Below are 18428 nucleotides of genomic sequence, written 5' to 3'. Positions count from 1 at the left end.
TCAGCGCTCCTTCACTTTGTTGAGGTATTTCACATAGATGTTGGTGATCGCCAGCACCATGATCAGCACGATATAGGCCAACGCGCAGGATCGCCCCGTCTGCCACTCCTGGAAGGCCATCTTGTAGAGGCGGATCGAGATCACCTCGGTCGTCGGCTGGCTGGTCAGGATGTAAGCGAGGTCGAAGGTCTTGAAGGCCTCCATGGTGCGGAAGATGATCGCGATCATCAGGATGGGCGCCACCAGCGGCAGGGTGATGCGGAAGAAGGTGTAGATCGGCCCGGCGCGATCGATCGCTGCGGCCTCGTAGAGATGCTTCGGCACGGCCGACAGGCCGGCAAGCGATAGCAGCATGACGAAGGGCGACCACATCCAGATGTCGGTAATCGCGACTGCGTAGAGCGCCATGTCGGGATTGGCGAGCCATTCGAACGAGCCCAGCCCCAGCGCATAGTTGATAATGCCGAAAGATGGATCGTACAGCAGCTTCCAGAACAGCCCGACCACCGCCATCGACAGCATCATCGGCAAGAGCAGCAGCGTCGTGAGCAAGCCCTTGAAGGGGATATCGCGGTTGAGCAGCATCGCGGTGCCGAAACCGACGATGACCTGGCCGACCACCGAGACGATGACATATTTCGCGGTGATAGCGAAATTCGACCAGATGAACGGGTCGTTGAGCAGGTCGCGGTAGTTCTGCAGCCCGACGAAATTGGCCGGTGCATTGGTCGAGGCGCGAAAGTCTGTAAAGGAATAGCCGAGCGAGTAGATCAGCGGGAAGATGTTGAAGACGATCAGAAACAGGATCGTCGGGATGATGAAGAGATTGCGGATCGCCAGATCGCTCATGCCCCTCTTGGCGGCGCGTGATCCCGAATCCAGATTTGTCATGACTGCGGTTGCCAACCTCTCCTCCTCCGAGAGTTCGGCGCATGATCCTGCGCATAACCCCATAAATCAGAAATGACTTATGGAAGGGCTTATGCGCGGCTTCCAGATTTTACAGCGACCGCTTTGCGGCGCTGCAGCCGAACCCGGATTGGATGCCATCATGCGCTATGTTCTAAACTTTCCACGGCGCGTCTAGGCGCACGCAAGCTTGCCCGAAGGCGTTGGGAGGGGGCGGAAGAGTCCCCTCCCATTAGTTGTGGCTAGCTACTGCATACGACCGTACTTCTTGAAGGTCGCTTCCCAGTCCTTGGCCAGCGCGTCGAGCGTTGCCTTGGAGTCGCCTTCCTTGCCGACGACGGCCGGATAGATGCGCTGGTTGAGCTGCTGCAGAAGTTCCGCATATTCCGGAACCGCCCAGAAATCCTTCACCTTGAACATGGTCTCGTAGAAGGCCTTGTTGTATGGCGTCGCATTCTGGAATTCAGCCGATTCAAGTACGGCCTTCGAGCAGGTGTAGCCGCCGAGCGCCGCCCACTTCTTCTGGGTGTCGTCCTTGATGAACCATTCGAGGAACTTCATCGCCTCTTCCTGGTTCTTCGAATAGGAGACCACCGAGATGCCCTGGCCACCGAGTGCGGCATACTGGTCGCCGCTCGGACCAGCCGGGTTGGCGAAGAAGCCGGTATTCTTTGCATGCGGATTGGTCGCCTCATTCAGCAGCGAGGGGAAGAAGGCGAAGTAGTTCATGCTCATCGCTGCCAGGCCTTCGGTTATTGCCTGGTTGTCTTCCACGAAGAAGGTCTTGGCCCAGCCCGGAGGCGTGAACTTGTAGAGCTCCTTGTAGGCATCGAGCGCAGCGACTGCCTTGTCCGAGTTGATGAAACCATCGACCTTGTAGGTCGACATATCCCCCAACTCGCCGCCATAGGAGAACAGCGCGTTCTCAAAACCCATCGCCATCGCGTCATAGGAATTGTCGGTGTAGATGGCGATGCCGTAACGCTTTTCATCCGGACGATAGAAGAACTCGGCTATGTCGCGGAGCGCCTTGAAATCCTTCGGCACGCCGAGATCGTAGCCGTACTTGGCCTTGAAGGCTGCCATTTCCTTGGGATCTTCGAACCAGTCCTTGCGGTAGGACCAGCCAACAGCATCGCCTTCGAGCGGGATCGCCCAGTACTTGCCGCTCTTACCGGGATATTCGGCATAGGATGCGACAGTTGCCGGCGCCATCACGTCACCGAGATTGTGCTTCTTGAAGAAGTCGGTGAGATCGACATAGTGTCCGCCGGTCGAGCCCGCACCGAGCCACTGGCTGTCGCCGACCACGAGATCGTAGGCGTCGCCCTTGGCGTTGAATTCCGTGAATGCCTTGGTCTGGAAATCCGACCAGGGCGTGGTTTCGACCGTCACCTTGACGCCCGTTTCCTTCTCATAGTCGTTGACCAGTTCCTGGAGATAGTTGGCCGGATCCCATTCCGCCCAGAAGATTGTCAGTTCCTGCGCCATGGCGGATGTCCCGCTGGCGAGCATTAAGCCTATACCGGCAAGCAGACCGGCCACTGTTTTGCGCATAATGACTTCCTCCCATTTTGCACGTATCCCGGATTTCCTCCCCGGGAGCTCGCTCATGGCCAGATTGTCTGCCGGAAATGCCGCTTGACGCAGCGGGGTCCTCCTCGACCCTCGTTTTACCGATTCAGAATTATCAAGCCTGATCAGTTTATTGCATGATCTGGTATTACCAAATATGGAATGCGTCAAGAGCTTTCAGCGGCTGCGAGCTATCGAACAATCTGATTATTCGACGCATACTTTCAGTCTCTAAGCCATAAAAGCCCTGCGGCATTGAATTTTACCTCATTGCGGCATCTGACGGTTTACAACAACAAAAAGATTTCGCAATCTGGTCAAACCAGATTCCGAAAATTGGCTCGATCATATGTTGCCGTCAGACGCTGTTTCCTCCTTCAGAGACCGTGGCACGCACCAGCGCCGACGCCGCCCACTGGACGACGGATTGCGCAGTGGCGGCATCGAGCCCCCATATATCCTTGAGTACGACCAGCACCTCCACGCCGAACACCAGCGACAGCGCCTGCGCCAGCCGGTCGCGGGACATGGCGGAGACGGTGGACTTCAGTGGTGCGATGGCGTCACGCAACAGATCGATGCGATGGCCACGGGTGAATTGCGGCTCACTGCCAGCCGTGCCGGCCTGACGCTGGGCCCACTGGTCGAGCGACATTTTCAGGGCGGCCTTGAAGGTCGCCTCGAACTCGTCGATCCGTGGCATCGCCGCAGCGAGCAAGGCAGATACACGTGCCTCGGCCGTATCGGCAGGTCCTTGGAAGGTGAGGATGGGTCCGAGCGCCTCATCAACCACGGCTTGCACGAGGGCGGCCTGGCTAGGAAAATAACGGTAGGCGGTGGCGCGCGACACTTCGGCGGCCTCCGCGACTTCGCTGACCGACGGCGTGACACCCGACTGCATCAGTCGGATCGCGGTGTCGAGCATAAGCCGGCGGGTCCGGGCCCGGGGGCCGCGTTCGCTGGTTTCGACCGAAGGAAGTTGACCTGAGACGCTCATGTCAATATGATACGCGCGTCTCAAAAATTTGCAAGATGCCGGTTTGATAGAGCCGTAATTTTGCCGAAGAGCTGAAAAAGCCCGGTGGAGCGGGCCAGTCCGCTGCGTTTCAAAGCGGATGTCTGGGAGGACAGATGGGGCGTATTTATGCCGTCGGGACGGCCGACACCAAGGGAGAGGAACTTGCCTACCTCGCCGCCCACATCCGGGATGCGGGCGCTGATGTCGTCATGGTTGACGTCGGTACGCGCGTGCCGACCATCGCCACCGACATCAGTGCAAGCCAGGTCGCCGCCTGCCATCCCGAGGGCGAGCAGGCGGTGTTCGGCACGGACGATCGCGGTACGGCGGTTTCGGCGATGGGTGTTGCCTTTCGAAATTTCATTCGCGGGCAAGACGACATATCCGGCGTGGTCGGCATCGGCGGCGGTGGCGGCACATCGATCATCACCATGGGCATGCGCGAGTTGCCGTTGGGCCTGCCGAAGATCATGGTTTCGACGCTGGCCTCGGGTGATGTGGCACCTTACGTCGATGTCTCCGATATCATGATGATGCCCGCGGTCACCGATCTTGCCGGCCTGAACGGGCTGAGCCGGGTCATCCTTCACAATGCTGCCCAGGCCATCGCTGGCATGGCAAAGGCCCCGGCTTCGGGGAAAGATACGCAGCCGGCCATTGGCCTGACCATGTTTGGGGTGACGACGCCTTGTGTCACGGCCATTGCCGATCGGCTGCGGGGCTCGCATGACTGCATGGTCTTCCATGCCACCGGCACGGGTGGACGAACAATGGAGAAGCTCGCCGACAGCGGCTTGCTGACCGGCGTCATCGACATCACGACGACGGAAGTCTGCGACCATCTGTTTGACGGCGTGCTACCGGCGACAGAGGATCGCTTCGGCGCGATTGCCCGGACTCGACTGCCTTATGTTGGCTCGGTCGGGGCGCTCGACATGATCAATTTCTGGGCGCCCGAAACCATTCCCGAGCGCCACCGCGATCGGCTGTTCTACCGCCACAACCCCAATGTCACATTGATGCGCACGACGGCGGCGGAATGCGCGGAGATCGGCCGATGGATTGCCGAAAAGCTCAACCGCTGCGAAGGCCCGGTTCGGTTTCTCATTCCGGAAAAGGGAGTCTCGGCGCTCGACATCGAGGGCGGTGTGTTTTTCGACCTCGAGGCCGATGCCGCATTGTTTGCTGCCATCTCGGAGACGTTGGCGACGACTGCCGACCGCCAGATCCAGCACCTGCCATACCATATCAACGACCCTGAATTTGCTGAGGCGGCCGTTGCCGCTTTCCACGAAATATCCAAACAGTGAGACAGACAATGCCCGCCATTTCCCGCCAAACCATCCTCGCCAAATTCCAGGACATGATTGCCCGCCGCCAGCCCATCGTCGGCGGCGGTGCCGGCACCGGCCTTTCGGCCAAGGCAGAGGAGGCGGGCGGCATCGACCTGATCATCATCTACAATTCCGGCCGCTACCGCATGGCGGGCAGGGGCTCGGCAGCCGGATTGCTTGCCTATGGCAATGCCAATGAGATCGTCAAGGAAATGGCGGTCGAGGTGCTGCCGGTGGTCAAGAAGACGCCGGTGCTGGCTGGCGTCAATGGTACCGATCCCTTCGTGCTGATGCCGCAGTTTCTCGCCGAGCTGAAGGCAATGGGCTTTTCAGGTGTGCAGAATTTCCCCACCATCGGCCTGTTCGATGGCGCCATGCGCCAGAGTTTCGAGGAGACCGGCATGGGCTACGGGCTGGAGGTCGATATGATCGCCGAGGCCCACAAGCTCGATCTGCTGACCACGCCCTATGTCTTCAATCCGGATGAAGCCATCGCCATGACCAAGGCGGGAGCCGACATCATCGTTGCCCATATGGGCGTAACGACCGGCGGCTCGATCGGCGCGACCTCGGCAAAGTCTCTCGACAATTGTGTCAACGAGATCGCAGCCGTCGCGGAGGCAGCAAGACGCATCAGGAAGGACGTTATCGTCCTCTGCCACGGCGGCCCGATCTCGATGCCGGATGATGCGAAATACGTTCTCGAGCGCTGCCCCGGCTGCCATGGCTTTTACGGCGCAAGCTCGATGGAGCGCTTGCCGGCAGAGGCGGCTATCCGCGACCAGACGGCGACATTCAAGGCACTGACGCTCAGCGCCTAGGCGGGCGCGTGTCGAGCTAGAATTAGACAATCATGGGAGGAGGCGTTACTATGGCCAACAAGGACGATATGTTTCTCTATCCGAAGGACGTCGAGAGTTTTGGGTTTGACTGGGGCCGGCTGGCCTTGACGGTGGCGCCTGATGTCAACGGCGCGGAACGATTTTCAGGTGGCGTGGTCGACCTGCCGAGCGGCAAGGGCCATTCCAGGCACAACCATCCCGGCGCCGAGGAGATCATCTTCGTCATCTCGGGCAACGGCGAGCAGATGGTCGAGGACATCGCCGGCAATCCGATCGTCAAGCAGGTTGGCCCGGGCTGCACGGTCTATGTGCCGGAAAGCCGCTTTCACTCGACGCTCAATACCGGTGCCGAACCAATGCAGCTCTTCGTCGTTTATTCGCCAGCGGGCCCGGAACTCGTGCTTCGCGAGCTTCCGGATTTCCGCCTCATACCAAAGGGCGCCTGATTTAGTCTGGCAACCGCATCTTGGGAGGGATCCGTGAACGTCAACACAAACCACACCACAGAACTCGAAGTACCCTTCGACAGCGACCGGCTCGATCGGCTGATGGAGGCGGCGGGCATCGATGTGCTGGTCGCCACGTCCAAGCACAACACCGCCTATCTGCTGGGTGGCTACAAGTTCATTTTCTTCTCGGCCATGGATGCGATCGGCCACAGCCGCTACCTGCCCATCGTCATCTACCAGAAGGGCGCGCCCGAACATGCCAGCTACGTCGCCAACAAGATGGAAGGCGGCGAGCATGCCAATCACCCATTCTGGACACCGTCCTTCCATCCCGCCTGCTGGGGCACGCTGGACTCGATCGCCATCGCCATCGATCACCTCAAAAAGCTCGGCGTCGCGGGCAAGCGCATCGGCATCGAACCGCCGTTCCTGCCGTCGGATGCCTATATTGCGCTGAAGGCGGAGCTGGAAGATGTGACCTTCGTCGATGCGATCGGCATGATGGAACGCATGCGGGCACTGAAGACGCCGGCCGAACTCGACAAGCTCCGGCATGCATCCGAGCTGATCACGGATTCGATGCTGGCAGCGATCGGCTGGGCGCAGGCGGGCACGACCAAGACCGAGATCATCGAACAGTTGCGCCGCGAGGAAACCAATCGCGGCCTGCAGTTCGAATATTGCCTGCTGACCCTCGGCTCAAGCCACAACCGCGCAGCATCGGAGCAGGCATGGCAGCGAGGCGAGGTGCTGTCGATCGATTCCGGCGGCAATTATCACGGCTATATCGGCGACCTCTGCCGCATGGGCATTCTTGGCGAGCCCGATTCCGAACTTCTTGATTTGCTTGGTGAAATCGAAGCAGTGCAGCAGGCGGCCTTTTCGATGGTCAAGGCAGGCACGCTGGGCGGCGATGTGATCGAACATGCCGAAGAGGTCCTGAAGGCATCGCCGAGTGCTGCTTTCACCGACTTCTTCGCGCATGGCATGGGGTTGATTACCCACGAAGCGCCGTTCCTGATGACCAATCACCCGGTCCGCTACGAAGGCGTCGATGCGGCTCGACCACTGGAGGCCGGCATGGTGATCTCGGTCGAGACCACCATGCTGCACCCCACCCGCGGCTTCATCAAGCTTGAGGATACTTTGGCGATCACGGAAGACGGCTACGAGATGTTCGGCGATCGCGGTCGCGGCTGGAACCGGGGTGGCTGATCGGCCATTGGTTCAGGCGCCAATCGCATCCTGAAAAAACGACATTGCACTATTTCGCCATCAAGGCCCGTAGCTCAGCTGCGGGCCTTTTTGTCTATGTGCTTGCAGCGATTGCTGTTTCCACCCCTCGCAGGAAAATTTTGAGAAAACGTTTTCTCATATTGACTTGTCGAATGAGAAAAGGTTTTCTCAGGGTAATTCTGGGAGGAAGTCAAACTGAACGCGCAGCGAACCAAGAGCAATCGTGTGACCATTCACGAGTTGGCGAAAGCTGCCGGCGTGAGTGTGTCGACCGTCTCGAAAGCTCTCAATGACAATGGCCGCATGGCAACCGAGACCCGAGACCGGGTCAAGCGGATCGCCGCGGAAATCGGCTTCCGGCCGAATGCGCTGGCGCGCGGCCTGCTCAGCAATCGCAGCTTCACCATCGGACTCCTGACCAACGATACCTACGGCCGCTTCACCCTGCCGGTGATGGCCGGCATTTCCGAAGCGCTGGTCGATCACGGCGTGTCGGTCTTTCTTTGCGCGATCGAAGACGATCCCGCGCTCGCCAAAATCCATGTCGACGCCATGCTGGACAAGCAGGTGGATGGCATCATCGCGACGGGCAAGCGGGTCGACAAATCTCTCCCTGTCGATCTCGCTGGCCTGCCGGTGCCCGTGCTCTACGCCTTCACCAAGGGCGAGCCGGACAGCGTCACCCTGACATCAGATGACGGGCAGGGCGCCACGTTGGCGACTGAATGGCTGAAATCCATTGGCCGCAAGCGGCTGGTGCATATTACCGGTCCGCAGGACTTTGCCTCGGTGCGCGAACGTGCCGGCGCCTTTGCCGATGCCGCCGGCGCCGAGCATCCGGTAATGTACGGCGTCTGGTCGGAAGGCTGGGGGCATTCCGCCATCGATCAGATCTGGAAGGCCGGTGCCGAAAAGCCCGACGGCATCTTCTGCGGCAACGACCAGATCGCCCGTGGCGTCATCGATGCGCTGCGCGAGCGCGGCGTCAAGGTGCCGGGCGATGTCTCGGTCATCGGTTTCGACAATTGGGAGATCGTTGCGGGGCAGACACGGCCGCCGCTGACCACTGTCGACATGAACTTGAAGGAACTCGGCAGGGAGGCCGGCCTGATGGTGTTGGCACTTGCCGAGGGCAAGGTCGTCGAACCCGGCTTGCGCCGGTTGCCCTGCAAGCTGGTCGTCAGGGAGTCCTGCGGAGGCGACAGAAGCGAAGTTTAAATAGAGGAGGAGGGGCACGTTATGAAACGGCCCCTAAATTTGGGAGGAACTACAATGATCAGGAAACTACTGGCAGCAACATGCCTGATTTCGGCCTGCATGATCGCGTCGCCTTCGGCGGCCGACACAATCAATATGTGGGTGCGCTCGGGCATCGGCGATTCCTTCAAGGAAGTCGTCAAGGCTTATAACGCCGGCCACGACAACAAGGTCGAGATGACCGAAGTGCCGTTCTCCGAACTGGTGCAGAAGTATGCCACCGCCATTGCCGGCGGCCAGGCGCCGGACGCGCTGTCGCTCGACCTCATCTATACCCCGGCTTTTGCGGCTGCCGGCCAGCTCGAAGACCTGACGGATTGGGCCAAGGCGCTGCCTTACTTCAACTCGCTCTCGCCCTCGCACGTCAAACTCGGCACCTATGAGGACAAGATCTATGGCTTGCCGCTTTCGGTCGAGACCTCGATCTTCGCGTGGAACAAGGACCTCTACAAGAAAGCCGGCCTCGATCCTGAAAAGGCGCCGACCAACTGGGATGAAATCACCGCCAATGCCGAAAAGATCCGCGCTCTCGGCGGCGACACCTACGGCTTCTATTTCTCCGGTGGCGGCTGCGGCGGCTGCATGATCTTCACCTTCACCCCGCTCACCTGGGGTGCCGGCGCCGATATCCTGTCCGCCGATGGCAGAACGGCGACACTCGATACGCCGCAGATGCGCAAGGCGGTCGATATCTACCGCAACCTCGTCAAGAAGGACACCGTGCCGGCCGGTTCGGCAAGCGACAACGGCGCAAACTTCCTCAGCTTCACCAATGGCAAGATCGGCCAGCAGAGCCTCGGTGCCTTCGCCATCGGCACACTGGTGACCCAGCATCCGGAAATCAATTTCGGCGTGACACTGATCCCTGGGGTGGACGGCAAGCCTTCGTCCTTCGCCGGCGGTGACAATTTCGTCGTCACCAAGGGCACGCCGAAGCTTGAAGCGGTCAAGCAGTTCCTCGAATACACCTATTCGTTGGAGGGCCAGAAGATCATGGCCAAGTATGGCAGCTTGCCGACGCGCGGCGATATCGCCGACCAGGTGCTTGAGGGCCTCGATCCGCGCCTGAAAGTGGGCATCCAGGCAATCGCCGTTGCCAAGACGCCCTACACGCTGCAGTTCAACGACCTGATCAACTCGTCGAACGGTCCGTGGGCCACCTTCATCAATGCCGCGATCTACGGCGATGACGTCGACGGCGCCTTCTCCAATGCCCAGACGGAAATGCAGTCGATCATCGACGCAGCGCAGTAAGACGCACTTGAATGGCCGGGAGGACACCAACCCTCCCGGATTATCTTCAGTGACCATTTGGACTTGCCTATGTTGAATCGTTGCAGACCCTCTGATGGCGCATGGGACGCCGGCGCCAATCGCTGGCCCCCTCTTCTCCCCTTGGGGAGAAGTGCCGAGCGCAGCGAGGCGATGAGGGGTTCCAACCTGCCGTTGGCGGCTAAGAGAACCCCTCATCCGGCCTCCGGCCACCTTCTCCCCAAAGGGAGAAGAGGGAACCCGCTGTCAATGCGGAGCCCCGCTGCCGGCGTTGTCGTGTGCTGGAACCGTCCTTCTAGCTTGGTGGCCGAGCAACGATCTCCCTCTTCTCCCCTTGGGGAGAAGGTGGCCGAAGGCCGGATGAGGGGAGGCCAGGGATGAATACGACTGCAATGATCGCGACCGACACTAATCCGCCTCGCACTAGACGCCGAACGAGGCGCAATGCCGGCTGGCGCGGGCTGCTTTACATCGCCCCGGCCATGGTGCTGGTCACCGTCTTCTTCGTGCTGCCGGTGCTGTTCACGGTCTGGATGAGCCTGCATAAATGGCCACTGCTTGGTGTGCCCAAATGGACCGGCTTCGGCAACTATATCAAGATTGCCCATGATGCCCGCTTCATGTCGGCACTTGGCTTCACGGCGTTTTACACGATCATCGTCACCATCGCCATCTTCGCCGTCGCCTTTCCGCTGGCCATCTTCGTGGAAAAGCAGCGACCATACATTTCGGCCTATCGCACCATTATCTTCCTGCCCGTCGTGGTCGGGCTGGCCTCGGCATCGCTGCTGTGGGTCTGGCTCGCCAATGTCGACAGCGGTTTCATTGCGCCGCTATTCCAGCTGCTCGGCCTGACGAAGACAAGGCTCAACCTGCTTGCCAAGTTCGACACGGCATTCCTGACTGTCATCGTCATGGTGGTTTGGAAGATCGCCGGCTTTACCATGATCATACTGCTGACGGGCCTGCAGGCCATTCCCCAGGAACTGACCGAGGCCGCCCGCATTGATGGCGCCAAGCGCTGGCAACGATTCCGCCATCTGACACTGCCGCTGATGCGCAGGACCATGGCGCTGGCGCTGATCCTGTCGATCACCGGCTCCATCCTCGCCTTCGACCAATTCTACATCATGACCTCGGGCGGACCGCAGAACAAGATGATCTCGGTGGTCTACTACATCTTCAACCAGTCCTTCGTGTCGTTCAATCTCGGTTACGGCGCGGCACTGTCGCTCGTGCTGCTGGCGATCCTGCTGGTGATCAGCGTCGTGCAGCTCTGGCTGCTGCGCGTGGGAGATGAACGTCCATGAGCACGTCGGCAAAAATCAGCTCCCGCACTGAAATCCGCGCTCGCAAGGCGCTGTGGGACAAGGTCATCTATCACGGCATCGGCATCGGCACGGCGTTCTTCTTCATCGCGCCGTTCGTGATCACCTTCCTGTCCTCGTTCCGCCCGAATGCCGAATCCGGCTCGCCGCCGCTGCCGCCATGGCCGACGACCGGCATCAGCTTCGATGCCTACCGTGCGCTGGACGACTTCGGCTCTGGCATCTGGCGGCACACCATCAATTCGATGGTGGTCTCGCTTGGCACGGTCGTGCTGACCGTGGCAGTCAGCGTTCTCGCCGGCTATGGCTTCTCGCGCTATCGCTTCCGGTTCAAGAACGCGCTGTTCGTGCTGATTATCGCGACGCTGATGATCCCGTTCCAGTCGATCCTGACACCGCTGTTCATCATCCTCGCCAGGCTCGGGCTCAACAATTCGCTGTTCGGGCTGACACTGGTCTATGTGACACTGCAATTGCCGTTTTCTGTTTTCATGATGCGCAACGCTTTCGACGCGGTGCCGAAGGAGATCGAGGAGGCGGCACGGATCGATGGCGCGCGCGATCTGCGGCTGCTGGTGCGGGTGCTTCTGCCGCTGGTCATGCCGGGAATTGCCACCGTGTCGATCTTCGCCTTCCTGAATGCCTGGAACGAGTTTTTTGCGGCGCTGGTACTGCTTTCCAGCAACGACAATTTCACACTACCCGTGCTGATGACCGCCGTTCGCACCGGCCGGCTCGGCGCCATCAACTGGGGCGCGGTGCAAGCCGGCGTGGCTGTCATGGTTGTGCCCTGCCTGTTCGTCTTCCTGCTTCTGCAACGCTACTACATGCGCGGCCTGATGGCCGGCGCGGTGAAATGAAATCCCCAGAGTGAATGAAATCCAAGAGTGAAAGTGTTCTCATGACCAAATCAAGCAAAGACCGTCAGTTCCGTCCCGTTGCCGTGCCCGATGTCGATCTCGGCGGTTTCTGGGGCAAGTGGCAGGACGCCGTCTGCGATTCCACCGCCGAGACCCTGCTCGACCGCTGCGTCGAAGCGGGCATGCTGAAGGCGATTGATGTCAGCCAGCCAAGCCCGGGCGTCGTCATCCCGATCCAGCCGTGGGGCGGCACGACGCAGATGTTCTGGGACAGCGATCTCGGCAAGTCGATCGAAACCATCGCCTATTCGCTCTATCGCCGGGCCAATCCCGAACTCGAAGCCCGTGCCGACGGGATCATCGACATGTATGAAAAGCTGCAGGACAAGGATGGCTATGTGAACGGCTGGTTCCAGCGCGTGCAGCCGGAGCGCCGCTGGAAGAACCTGCGCGACCACCACGAACTCTATTGCGCCGGCCATCTGATGGAGGGCGCCGTCGCTTACTATCAGGCGACGGGAAAGCGCAAGCTGCTCGACATCATGTGCCGCTTTGCCGACTACATGATCAAGGTCTTCGGCCATGGGCCCGGACAGCTGCCCGGCTACTGCGGCCATGAGGAAATCGAGCTGGCGCTGGTCAAGCTCGCCCGCGTGACCGGCGAGCAGAAATACATGGATCTCTCGAAATTCTTCATCGACGAGCGTGGGACTGAGCCGCACTTTTTTACGGCCGAAAGCGCTCGCGACGGTCGCGACGCCTCGGATTTTCACCAAAAGACCTACGAATATGGCCAGGCGCACGAGCCGGTGCGCGCTCAGAAGAAGGTCGTCGGCCACGCGGTGCGCGCCATGTATCTCTATTCGGGCATGGCCGATATTGCTACCGAGTATAAGGACGACAGCCTGACGGCGGCGCTGGAAACGCTGTGGGACGACCTGACCACCAAGCAGATGTACATCACCGGCGGCATCGGGCCTGCAGCCTCCAACGAGGGGTTCACCGACTATTTCGACCTGCCCAACGAGACCGCCTATGCCGAGACCTGCGCCTCGGTTGGCCTGGTGTTCTGGGCGAACCGCATGCTCGGCAGAGGCCCGGATCGTCGCTATGCCGATATCATGGAACAGGCGCTTTACAATGGCGCGCTTCCCGGCCTGTCGACGGACGGCAAGACCTTCTTCTACGACAATCCGCTCGAAAGCGCCGGCAAGCATCACAGATGGAAGTGGCACCATTGCCCCTGCTGCCCGCCCAACATCGCCCGCCTGGTCACGTCAATCGGCTCCTACATGTATGCAGCAGCCGATGATGAGATCGCCGTCCATCTCTATGGCGAAAGCACCGCACGCCTGACGCTGGGCAACGGCGCCAAGGTCGAGCTCAAGCAGACAAGCAACTATCCCTGGGATGGCGCCATCGCGTTTGATGTCAAGGTCGCCAAGTCAACGCGGTTTGCGCTGTCACTGCGTGTTCCCGAATGGGCCGAGGGTGCAACATTGAGCGTCAACGGTGCGATGATCGACCTCGCCACCCATGTTGTCGATGGCTATGCCCGTATCGAACGTGAATGGCGCGACGGCGATCGCGTCGCCCTCTATCTGCCGCTGGCGCTCCGACCGCAATATGCCAATCCGAAAGTGCGACAGGATGCCGGCCGGGTAGCCCTGATGCGAGGACCGCTAGTCTATTGCGTTGAGACCACCGATAATGGCGAGGATCTGAACGCCATCGTCCTGCCGACAGAACTGTCCGCCGACACGATGGTGCTGACGGATCTCAACGACGCCGTCGCCGTGGATATCGCGGTGATGCGCGAAAACACCTCCAACTGGGGCAAGCCGCTCTATCGCAATGCGCCTGCGGAGCGTAAACCTGCCAAGGCCCGTTTCGTGCCCTATCATCTCTGGGACAACCGCGCGCCGGGCGAGATGCTCGTCTGGCTGCAGTCGGATAATTAGCGATGGAGCAGACGGTGAAGGGGATGAGCAACACCAGCGTCGCGCTGCGGGATGTGCGCAAGAGCTACGGCAGCCTGCAGGTGATCCATGGCATCGATCTCGATGTGGCGGAGGGGGCTTTCGTCGTCTTCGTCGGCCCATCGGGCTGCGGAAAGTCGACGCTGCTGCGCATGATCGCCGGGCTTGAAGAGGTGACCGATGGCGAGATTGCCATCAAGGGCAGGGACGTCACCGATCTCGATCCGTCCGAGCGTGGCATCGCCATGGTCTTCCAGTCCTACGCGCTCTATCCGCATATGAGCGTGCGCGACAATCTGGCCTTCGGGTTGAAGATGGCGCGCACCGATCCCTCCGAGATCGGCAGTCGCGTCGCCGCAGCCTCGTCGATCCTGAAGATCGACCATCTGCTCGACCGCCGGCCGGGGCAGCTCTCGGGCGGCCAGCGGCAGCGCGTGGCGATCGGCCGGGCAATCGTCCGCAAGCCGGATGTCTTCCTGTTCGATGAACCACTGTCGAATCTGGATGCCGAACTGCGCGTCTCGATGCGCATCGAGATCGCCCGCCTGCATCGCGAGCTCGGCAACACGATGATCTACGTCACCCACGACCAGACCGAAGCGATGACCCTTGCCGACAAGATCGTCGTGCTGCGCGATGGCAAGATCGAGCAAACCGGCACGCCCCGCGAAGTCTACGAGAACCCCGCCAATGCCTTCGTGGCCGGTTTCATCGGCTCGCCGCGCATGAACCTCATCAATGCCGAATGGCTGGGTGGGGGCAGCATGCGCGTAGCCGGCACCACGATCGGCGCAGAGATCGACGGTTTTGCACTCAAGCCGGGCGACAAGCTGCAGTTCGGTATGCGGCCGGAGCATGTGGTCGTTGGTGCACCCGGGTCGGACAGCATTCCTGCCAGGGTGGATTTCTCGGAATATCTCGGCGGCAACCGCTTTCTCTATTGCCAGCTGGAGGATGGCCAGAGCGTCATCATCGAGCAGCGCGATGGCCCCGACATCACATCGGGAGAGACATTGCACCTGACGGCACCTGTCGACCGCCGGAGATTTTTCGCCACAAGCGGCGAGCGGCTTCGGTAGGTGTCTAGACATTGTTTCGTTCAGCGACCGGCATGTCCTCGACATGCCGGTCGTTTTGTTCTGCAAACACATCAAAATGATGTGTTTGTTTAAATTTTCAGCAAAACAGTTCTCGTACTCAACCCGGCTATGCCCGCAAACGGGAAATTGCTGGCTCTGTGACACCAGCTGATCCAGTTTGTGGCTTGACAGGCCGGTCTTGCCGCCCTTACGTAACCAATAGTATCAAAATGACGCCTCAAAATGCCGCATTGCGAAATTCCCGGTGCTCTATTGCGTCGCGGAAACTCGCTATGCCGGATTTGCAGCGGCCTGTTGATGCGAACGGGGCTGGAGGGCTCCGTTTGATTGAAGGGAGGGCGACGCCTAGCCACTCGGCACACGGCGCGTCGATCAATCGGGCCGAATTGGTCGGCCTGCAAAGAGGAGGAGGATTGATCATGCTGAAAAAGCTTAGTCTATTCGTGTCCGCCGTGCTCGTCGCTTTTGCGGCTGCGGCCTTTTCGCCGGCGCTGGCCGCCGGCAAGACATTCTATTGGGTTTCGCATGGCGCGCCGACCGATCCGGTCTGGACCTACTTCCTGGCCGGGGCCAAGCAATGGGCGTCCGATACCGGCAACACTGTCAACACCTCGTTCCACAGCGGCGACGTCCCCTCGCATCAGGAGGCCATTCGTGCCGCCATCGCCGCCAAGGCTGACGGCATCGTAACCTCGAGCCCAGATCCGGGCAGCTTGGTCAAGGTTGTCGACGAGGCGCGCGCCGCCGGTATCTCCGTTATCAACATCAACACGCCGGACCCAACGGTGAAGTTCAACGCCTATGTCGGCATGGATCTCCAGAAGGCTGGCGCTGCCTGGGCGCAATACCTCGTCGACCATAAACTGGTGAAGGAAGGCGATTTCGTCTGGATGCCGGTCGAAGTTCCGGGCGCCACCTATGGCGTGCAGGAAGAGCAGGGCATTGCCAGTGTCTTCAAGCCTCTCAACATCACTTGGGAAGTCACCGACACCACGCTCGACCAAGGTGAAATCATCAACCGCATGAGCGACTACCTCACCGCCAATCGCACCAAGGTCAAGGCAATCATCGGCCTCGGCGATCTGGTGACAGGCTCGGTCAAGCGCGTTTTCGACCAAGTCGGCGTCAAGGCCGGCGAGATCCCGGCCGTCGGCTGGGGCAATTCGCAGGATACAACCCAGGAAGTCATCGGCGGCTACGTCAATGCTGCGATGTGGCAGGATCCGCAGGCCACCAGCTATATCGGCCTGTCCATGGCCGCGATGGCTGCCAGCCAGATTCCCCCAGGCTTCAACGTCTATGTCGGCACTCTCTATGAAAAAGACAATGCCGCAATCTACGACAAAATCATGAGCGGAAAATAATCCTCATAAGTGTCATCCGGCGATTTCGCCGGGTGACACCCTAACTGGCGGACATCCATGCAAAATCGCTCCCTGCTGCAGCGCTTCGTCGCCGCGCCCGAATTCGGACCCCTGGTCCTGCTGATCGTCGAACTCGTGATTTTCACGGCGATCAATCCCAATTTCCTTTCAGCGCTCAATATCTCCAACATCCTCGCCTTCACGGTCGAGCTCGGCCTTATCGCATTGGCGATGACGTTGCTGATGACGTCAGGTGAATTCGATTTGTCGGTCGGCTCCGTGTTCGGCTTTTCCGCTGTCGTGATGTGGACCTTGTTCAATGCCGGGCTGATGCCAATGGGCGTGGCCTTTATCGTGGCGATCGCCATCAGCATGGTCATCGGCTTCGTCAACGGCTGGTTCGTTACCCGGCTAAACATTCCGTCATTCCTTGTCACGCTCGGCATGCTGCTGGTCGTGCGTGGCTCGGCTCTTTACCTCACCGATGGCTTTCCGCAGCGAACCTGGAGCGCCGAAGGCGTGCCGCTTGCCAATGTGCTGGTCGGCGAATTCATGATTGGCAGCTTCCGCGTCTACATGTCCGTTTTCTGGTTCGCGCTGTTTGCCATCGCCGCGCACTATCTGCTGACCCAGACCAAATCGGGCAACTGGATCCAGGCATCAGGCGGCAACGCCAATGCAGCGCGGGCCCGCGGCGTGCGCGTCAACCGCACCAAGGTGCTGCTGTTCATGCTGTCGTCGGCGATGGCGGCATTTGCCGGCATCATTTCCTCGATCCGCACCTCGGCTGCCAACCCCAACAGCGGCACGGGCTACGAGCTTGAAGTCATCGCCATGGTGGTGATCGGCGGCACGGTCCTGACCGGCGGCCGCGGCACCATCATCGGTACCGTGCTCGGCATCTTCATTCTGCGCACCATGCGCAACGGCATCGTCATGATCGGCGTGCCGGGCCTGGCCTATAACATCTTCATCGGCGCGATCATTCTCGGCATGATGGCTCTCCATTCATGGCTCGAACGCCGACACAATGCAGGGACGTGAGGCTATGGCCGAAGAACTCATCCGCATGGAAAATATCAACAAGTTCTATGGGCGTGTGCAGGCGCTCAGGAATGTCAGCCTCAAGGTCAACACCCACGAAATCGTCGGCCTGCTGGGCGACAATGGCGCCGGCAAGTCGACGCTGATCAAAGTGCTGTCGGGCGCGGTACCGATCACGTCGGGTGATATCTACATCAAGGGCAAGCGCGTCGATATGCACTCGACAACCGACGCCATTGCCAACGGCATCGAGACCATCTACCAGGATTCGGCACTGGTGCCGCAGCTGTCGATCGCCCGCAACCTGTTCCTCGGCCGCGAACCGATCAAGGGGCCGGGGATCTTCAATCGGCTCGACCACGAGGCGATGAATGGCGTCGCGCGCGATCTGCTCAAGAAGGTGGGCATCACCAAGGATATTCCGCCCAATACGCCAATCGGCTCGTTGTCGGGCGGCGAACGGCAGGCGGTGGCTATTGCCCGCGCCATGCATTTCGAGAGCGACCTGATCATTCTTGACGAGCCGACCAACAATCTCGGGGTCGCCGAAACGCAAGGTGTCCTGCGCTTCGTGCGCGAGGCGCGCGACACCGGCCATTCCTGCATCTTCATCGCCCACAATATCCACCACGTCTTCCAGGTCGTCGACCGCATCATCGTCATGCGGCGCGGCAAGATCGTGGCAGATGATATCGATCCGAAGAAGACCAGCATCGAGGAAGTCGAGCGGGTCATCACCGGGGAGGAATTGCTGGCTGTGGTGCAGTAGGGGTGCTTCTTGGGTGCGGCTTCCCCCTCATCCGGCCTTCGGCCACCTTCTCCCCGCGGGGGAGAAGAGGAAATGCGCTGAACTGCCTTGTA

The 18428-nt window shown here is 60.1% G+C and carries 16 protein-coding genes; 13 read left to right on the top strand and 3 right to left on the bottom strand.

Features of this window, described 5'->3' with window-relative positions; translation table 11 throughout:
• From ACXHRN_RS20245 to ACXHRN_RS20235, 3 genes are all read right to left on the bottom strand, one after another.
• Complete coding sequence (locus ACXHRN_RS20245) at positions 1-906, bottom strand: carbohydrate ABC transporter permease (RefSeq protein ID WP_488638100.1); 906 nt, start codon at positions 904-906, stop codon at positions 1-3.
• A gap of 249 nt (positions 907-1155) precedes the next feature.
• Positions 1156-2466: an ABC transporter substrate-binding protein gene (locus ACXHRN_RS20240; RefSeq protein ID WP_488638099.1), complete on the bottom strand. Its 1311-nt coding sequence runs from the start codon at positions 2464-2466 to the stop codon at positions 1156-1158.
• A gap of 376 nt (positions 2467-2842) precedes the next feature.
• Positions 2843-3481, bottom strand: a complete 639-nt coding sequence (locus tag ACXHRN_RS20235; protein ID WP_488638098.1) for a TetR/AcrR family transcriptional regulator — start codon at positions 3479-3481, stop codon at positions 2843-2845.
• A gap of 134 nt (positions 3482-3615) precedes the next feature.
• Between ACXHRN_RS20235 and ACXHRN_RS20230 the strand changes: the two genes are divergently transcribed.
• From ACXHRN_RS20230 to ACXHRN_RS20170, 13 genes are all read left to right on the top strand, one after another.
• A complete protein-coding gene (locus tag ACXHRN_RS20230; RefSeq protein ID WP_488638097.1) occupies positions 3616-4812 on the top strand; it encodes a Tm-1-like ATP-binding domain-containing protein in 1197 nt (398 codons plus the stop codon).
• 8 nt (positions 4813-4820) lie between these two features.
• Positions 4821-5657: a phosphoenolpyruvate hydrolase family protein gene (locus ACXHRN_RS20225; protein ID WP_488638096.1), complete on the top strand. Its 837-nt coding sequence runs from the start codon at positions 4821-4823 to the stop codon at positions 5655-5657.
• A 50-nt stretch (positions 5658-5707) separates the two neighbouring features.
• Positions 5708-6124, top strand: coding sequence for a cupin domain-containing protein (locus ACXHRN_RS20220; protein ID WP_488638095.1), 417 nt, complete (start codon positions 5708-5710; stop codon positions 6122-6124).
• Between the two features lie 33 nt (positions 6125-6157).
• Positions 6158-7342 carry a M24 family metallopeptidase gene (locus ACXHRN_RS20215; RefSeq protein ID WP_488638094.1) on the top strand — a complete coding sequence of 395 codons (1185 nt, stop codon included), beginning with the start codon at positions 6158-6160 and terminating at the stop codon, positions 7340-7342.
• Between the two features lie 246 nt (positions 7343-7588).
• Positions 7589-8581, top strand: a complete 993-nt coding sequence (locus tag ACXHRN_RS20210; RefSeq protein WP_488638093.1) for a LacI family DNA-binding transcriptional regulator — start codon at positions 7589-7591, stop codon at positions 8579-8581.
• 54 nt (positions 8582-8635) lie between these two features.
• Complete coding sequence (locus ACXHRN_RS20205) at positions 8636-9874, top strand: ABC transporter substrate-binding protein (protein WP_488638092.1); 1239 nt, start codon at positions 8636-8638, stop codon at positions 9872-9874.
• Between the two features lie 410 nt (positions 9875-10284).
• A complete protein-coding gene (locus ACXHRN_RS20200) occupies positions 10285-11202 on the top strand; it encodes a carbohydrate ABC transporter permease (RefSeq protein ID WP_488641958.1) in 918 nt (305 codons plus the stop codon).
• A complete protein-coding gene (locus ACXHRN_RS20195) occupies positions 11199-12080 on the top strand; it encodes a carbohydrate ABC transporter permease (protein WP_488638091.1) in 882 nt (293 codons plus the stop codon). The genes ACXHRN_RS20200 and ACXHRN_RS20195 overlap by 4 nt, the downstream gene beginning before the upstream one ends.
• Before the next feature lie 41 nt (positions 12081-12121).
• The gene (locus ACXHRN_RS20190) at positions 12122-14041 is read left to right on the top strand and encodes a glycoside hydrolase family 127 protein (protein WP_488638090.1); all 1920 of its coding nucleotides are present in this window, start codon (positions 12122-12124) and stop codon (positions 14039-14041) included.
• A gap of 23 nt (positions 14042-14064) precedes the next feature.
• Positions 14065-15138, top strand: a complete 1074-nt coding sequence (locus ACXHRN_RS20185; protein WP_488638089.1) for an ABC transporter ATP-binding protein — start codon at positions 14065-14067, stop codon at positions 15136-15138.
• A 440-nt stretch (positions 15139-15578) separates the two neighbouring features.
• The gene (locus ACXHRN_RS20180) at positions 15579-16523 is read left to right on the top strand and encodes a substrate-binding domain-containing protein (RefSeq protein WP_488638088.1); all 945 of its coding nucleotides are present in this window, start codon (positions 15579-15581) and stop codon (positions 16521-16523) included.
• Positions 16524-16580: 57 nt separating this feature from the next.
• Positions 16581-17567, top strand: a complete 987-nt coding sequence (locus ACXHRN_RS20175) for an ABC transporter permease (protein ID WP_488638087.1) — start codon at positions 16581-16583, stop codon at positions 17565-17567.
• A gap of 4 nt (positions 17568-17571) precedes the next feature.
• Positions 17572-18336: an ATP-binding cassette domain-containing protein gene (locus tag ACXHRN_RS20170; RefSeq protein ID WP_488638086.1), complete on the top strand. Its 765-nt coding sequence runs from the start codon at positions 17572-17574 to the stop codon at positions 18334-18336.
• Positions 18337-18428 lie beyond the last annotated feature (92 nt).

This window comes from Shinella sp. OV683, assembly GCF_057787725.1.
This window is presented reverse-complemented; position numbering and strand designations above follow the sequence as displayed.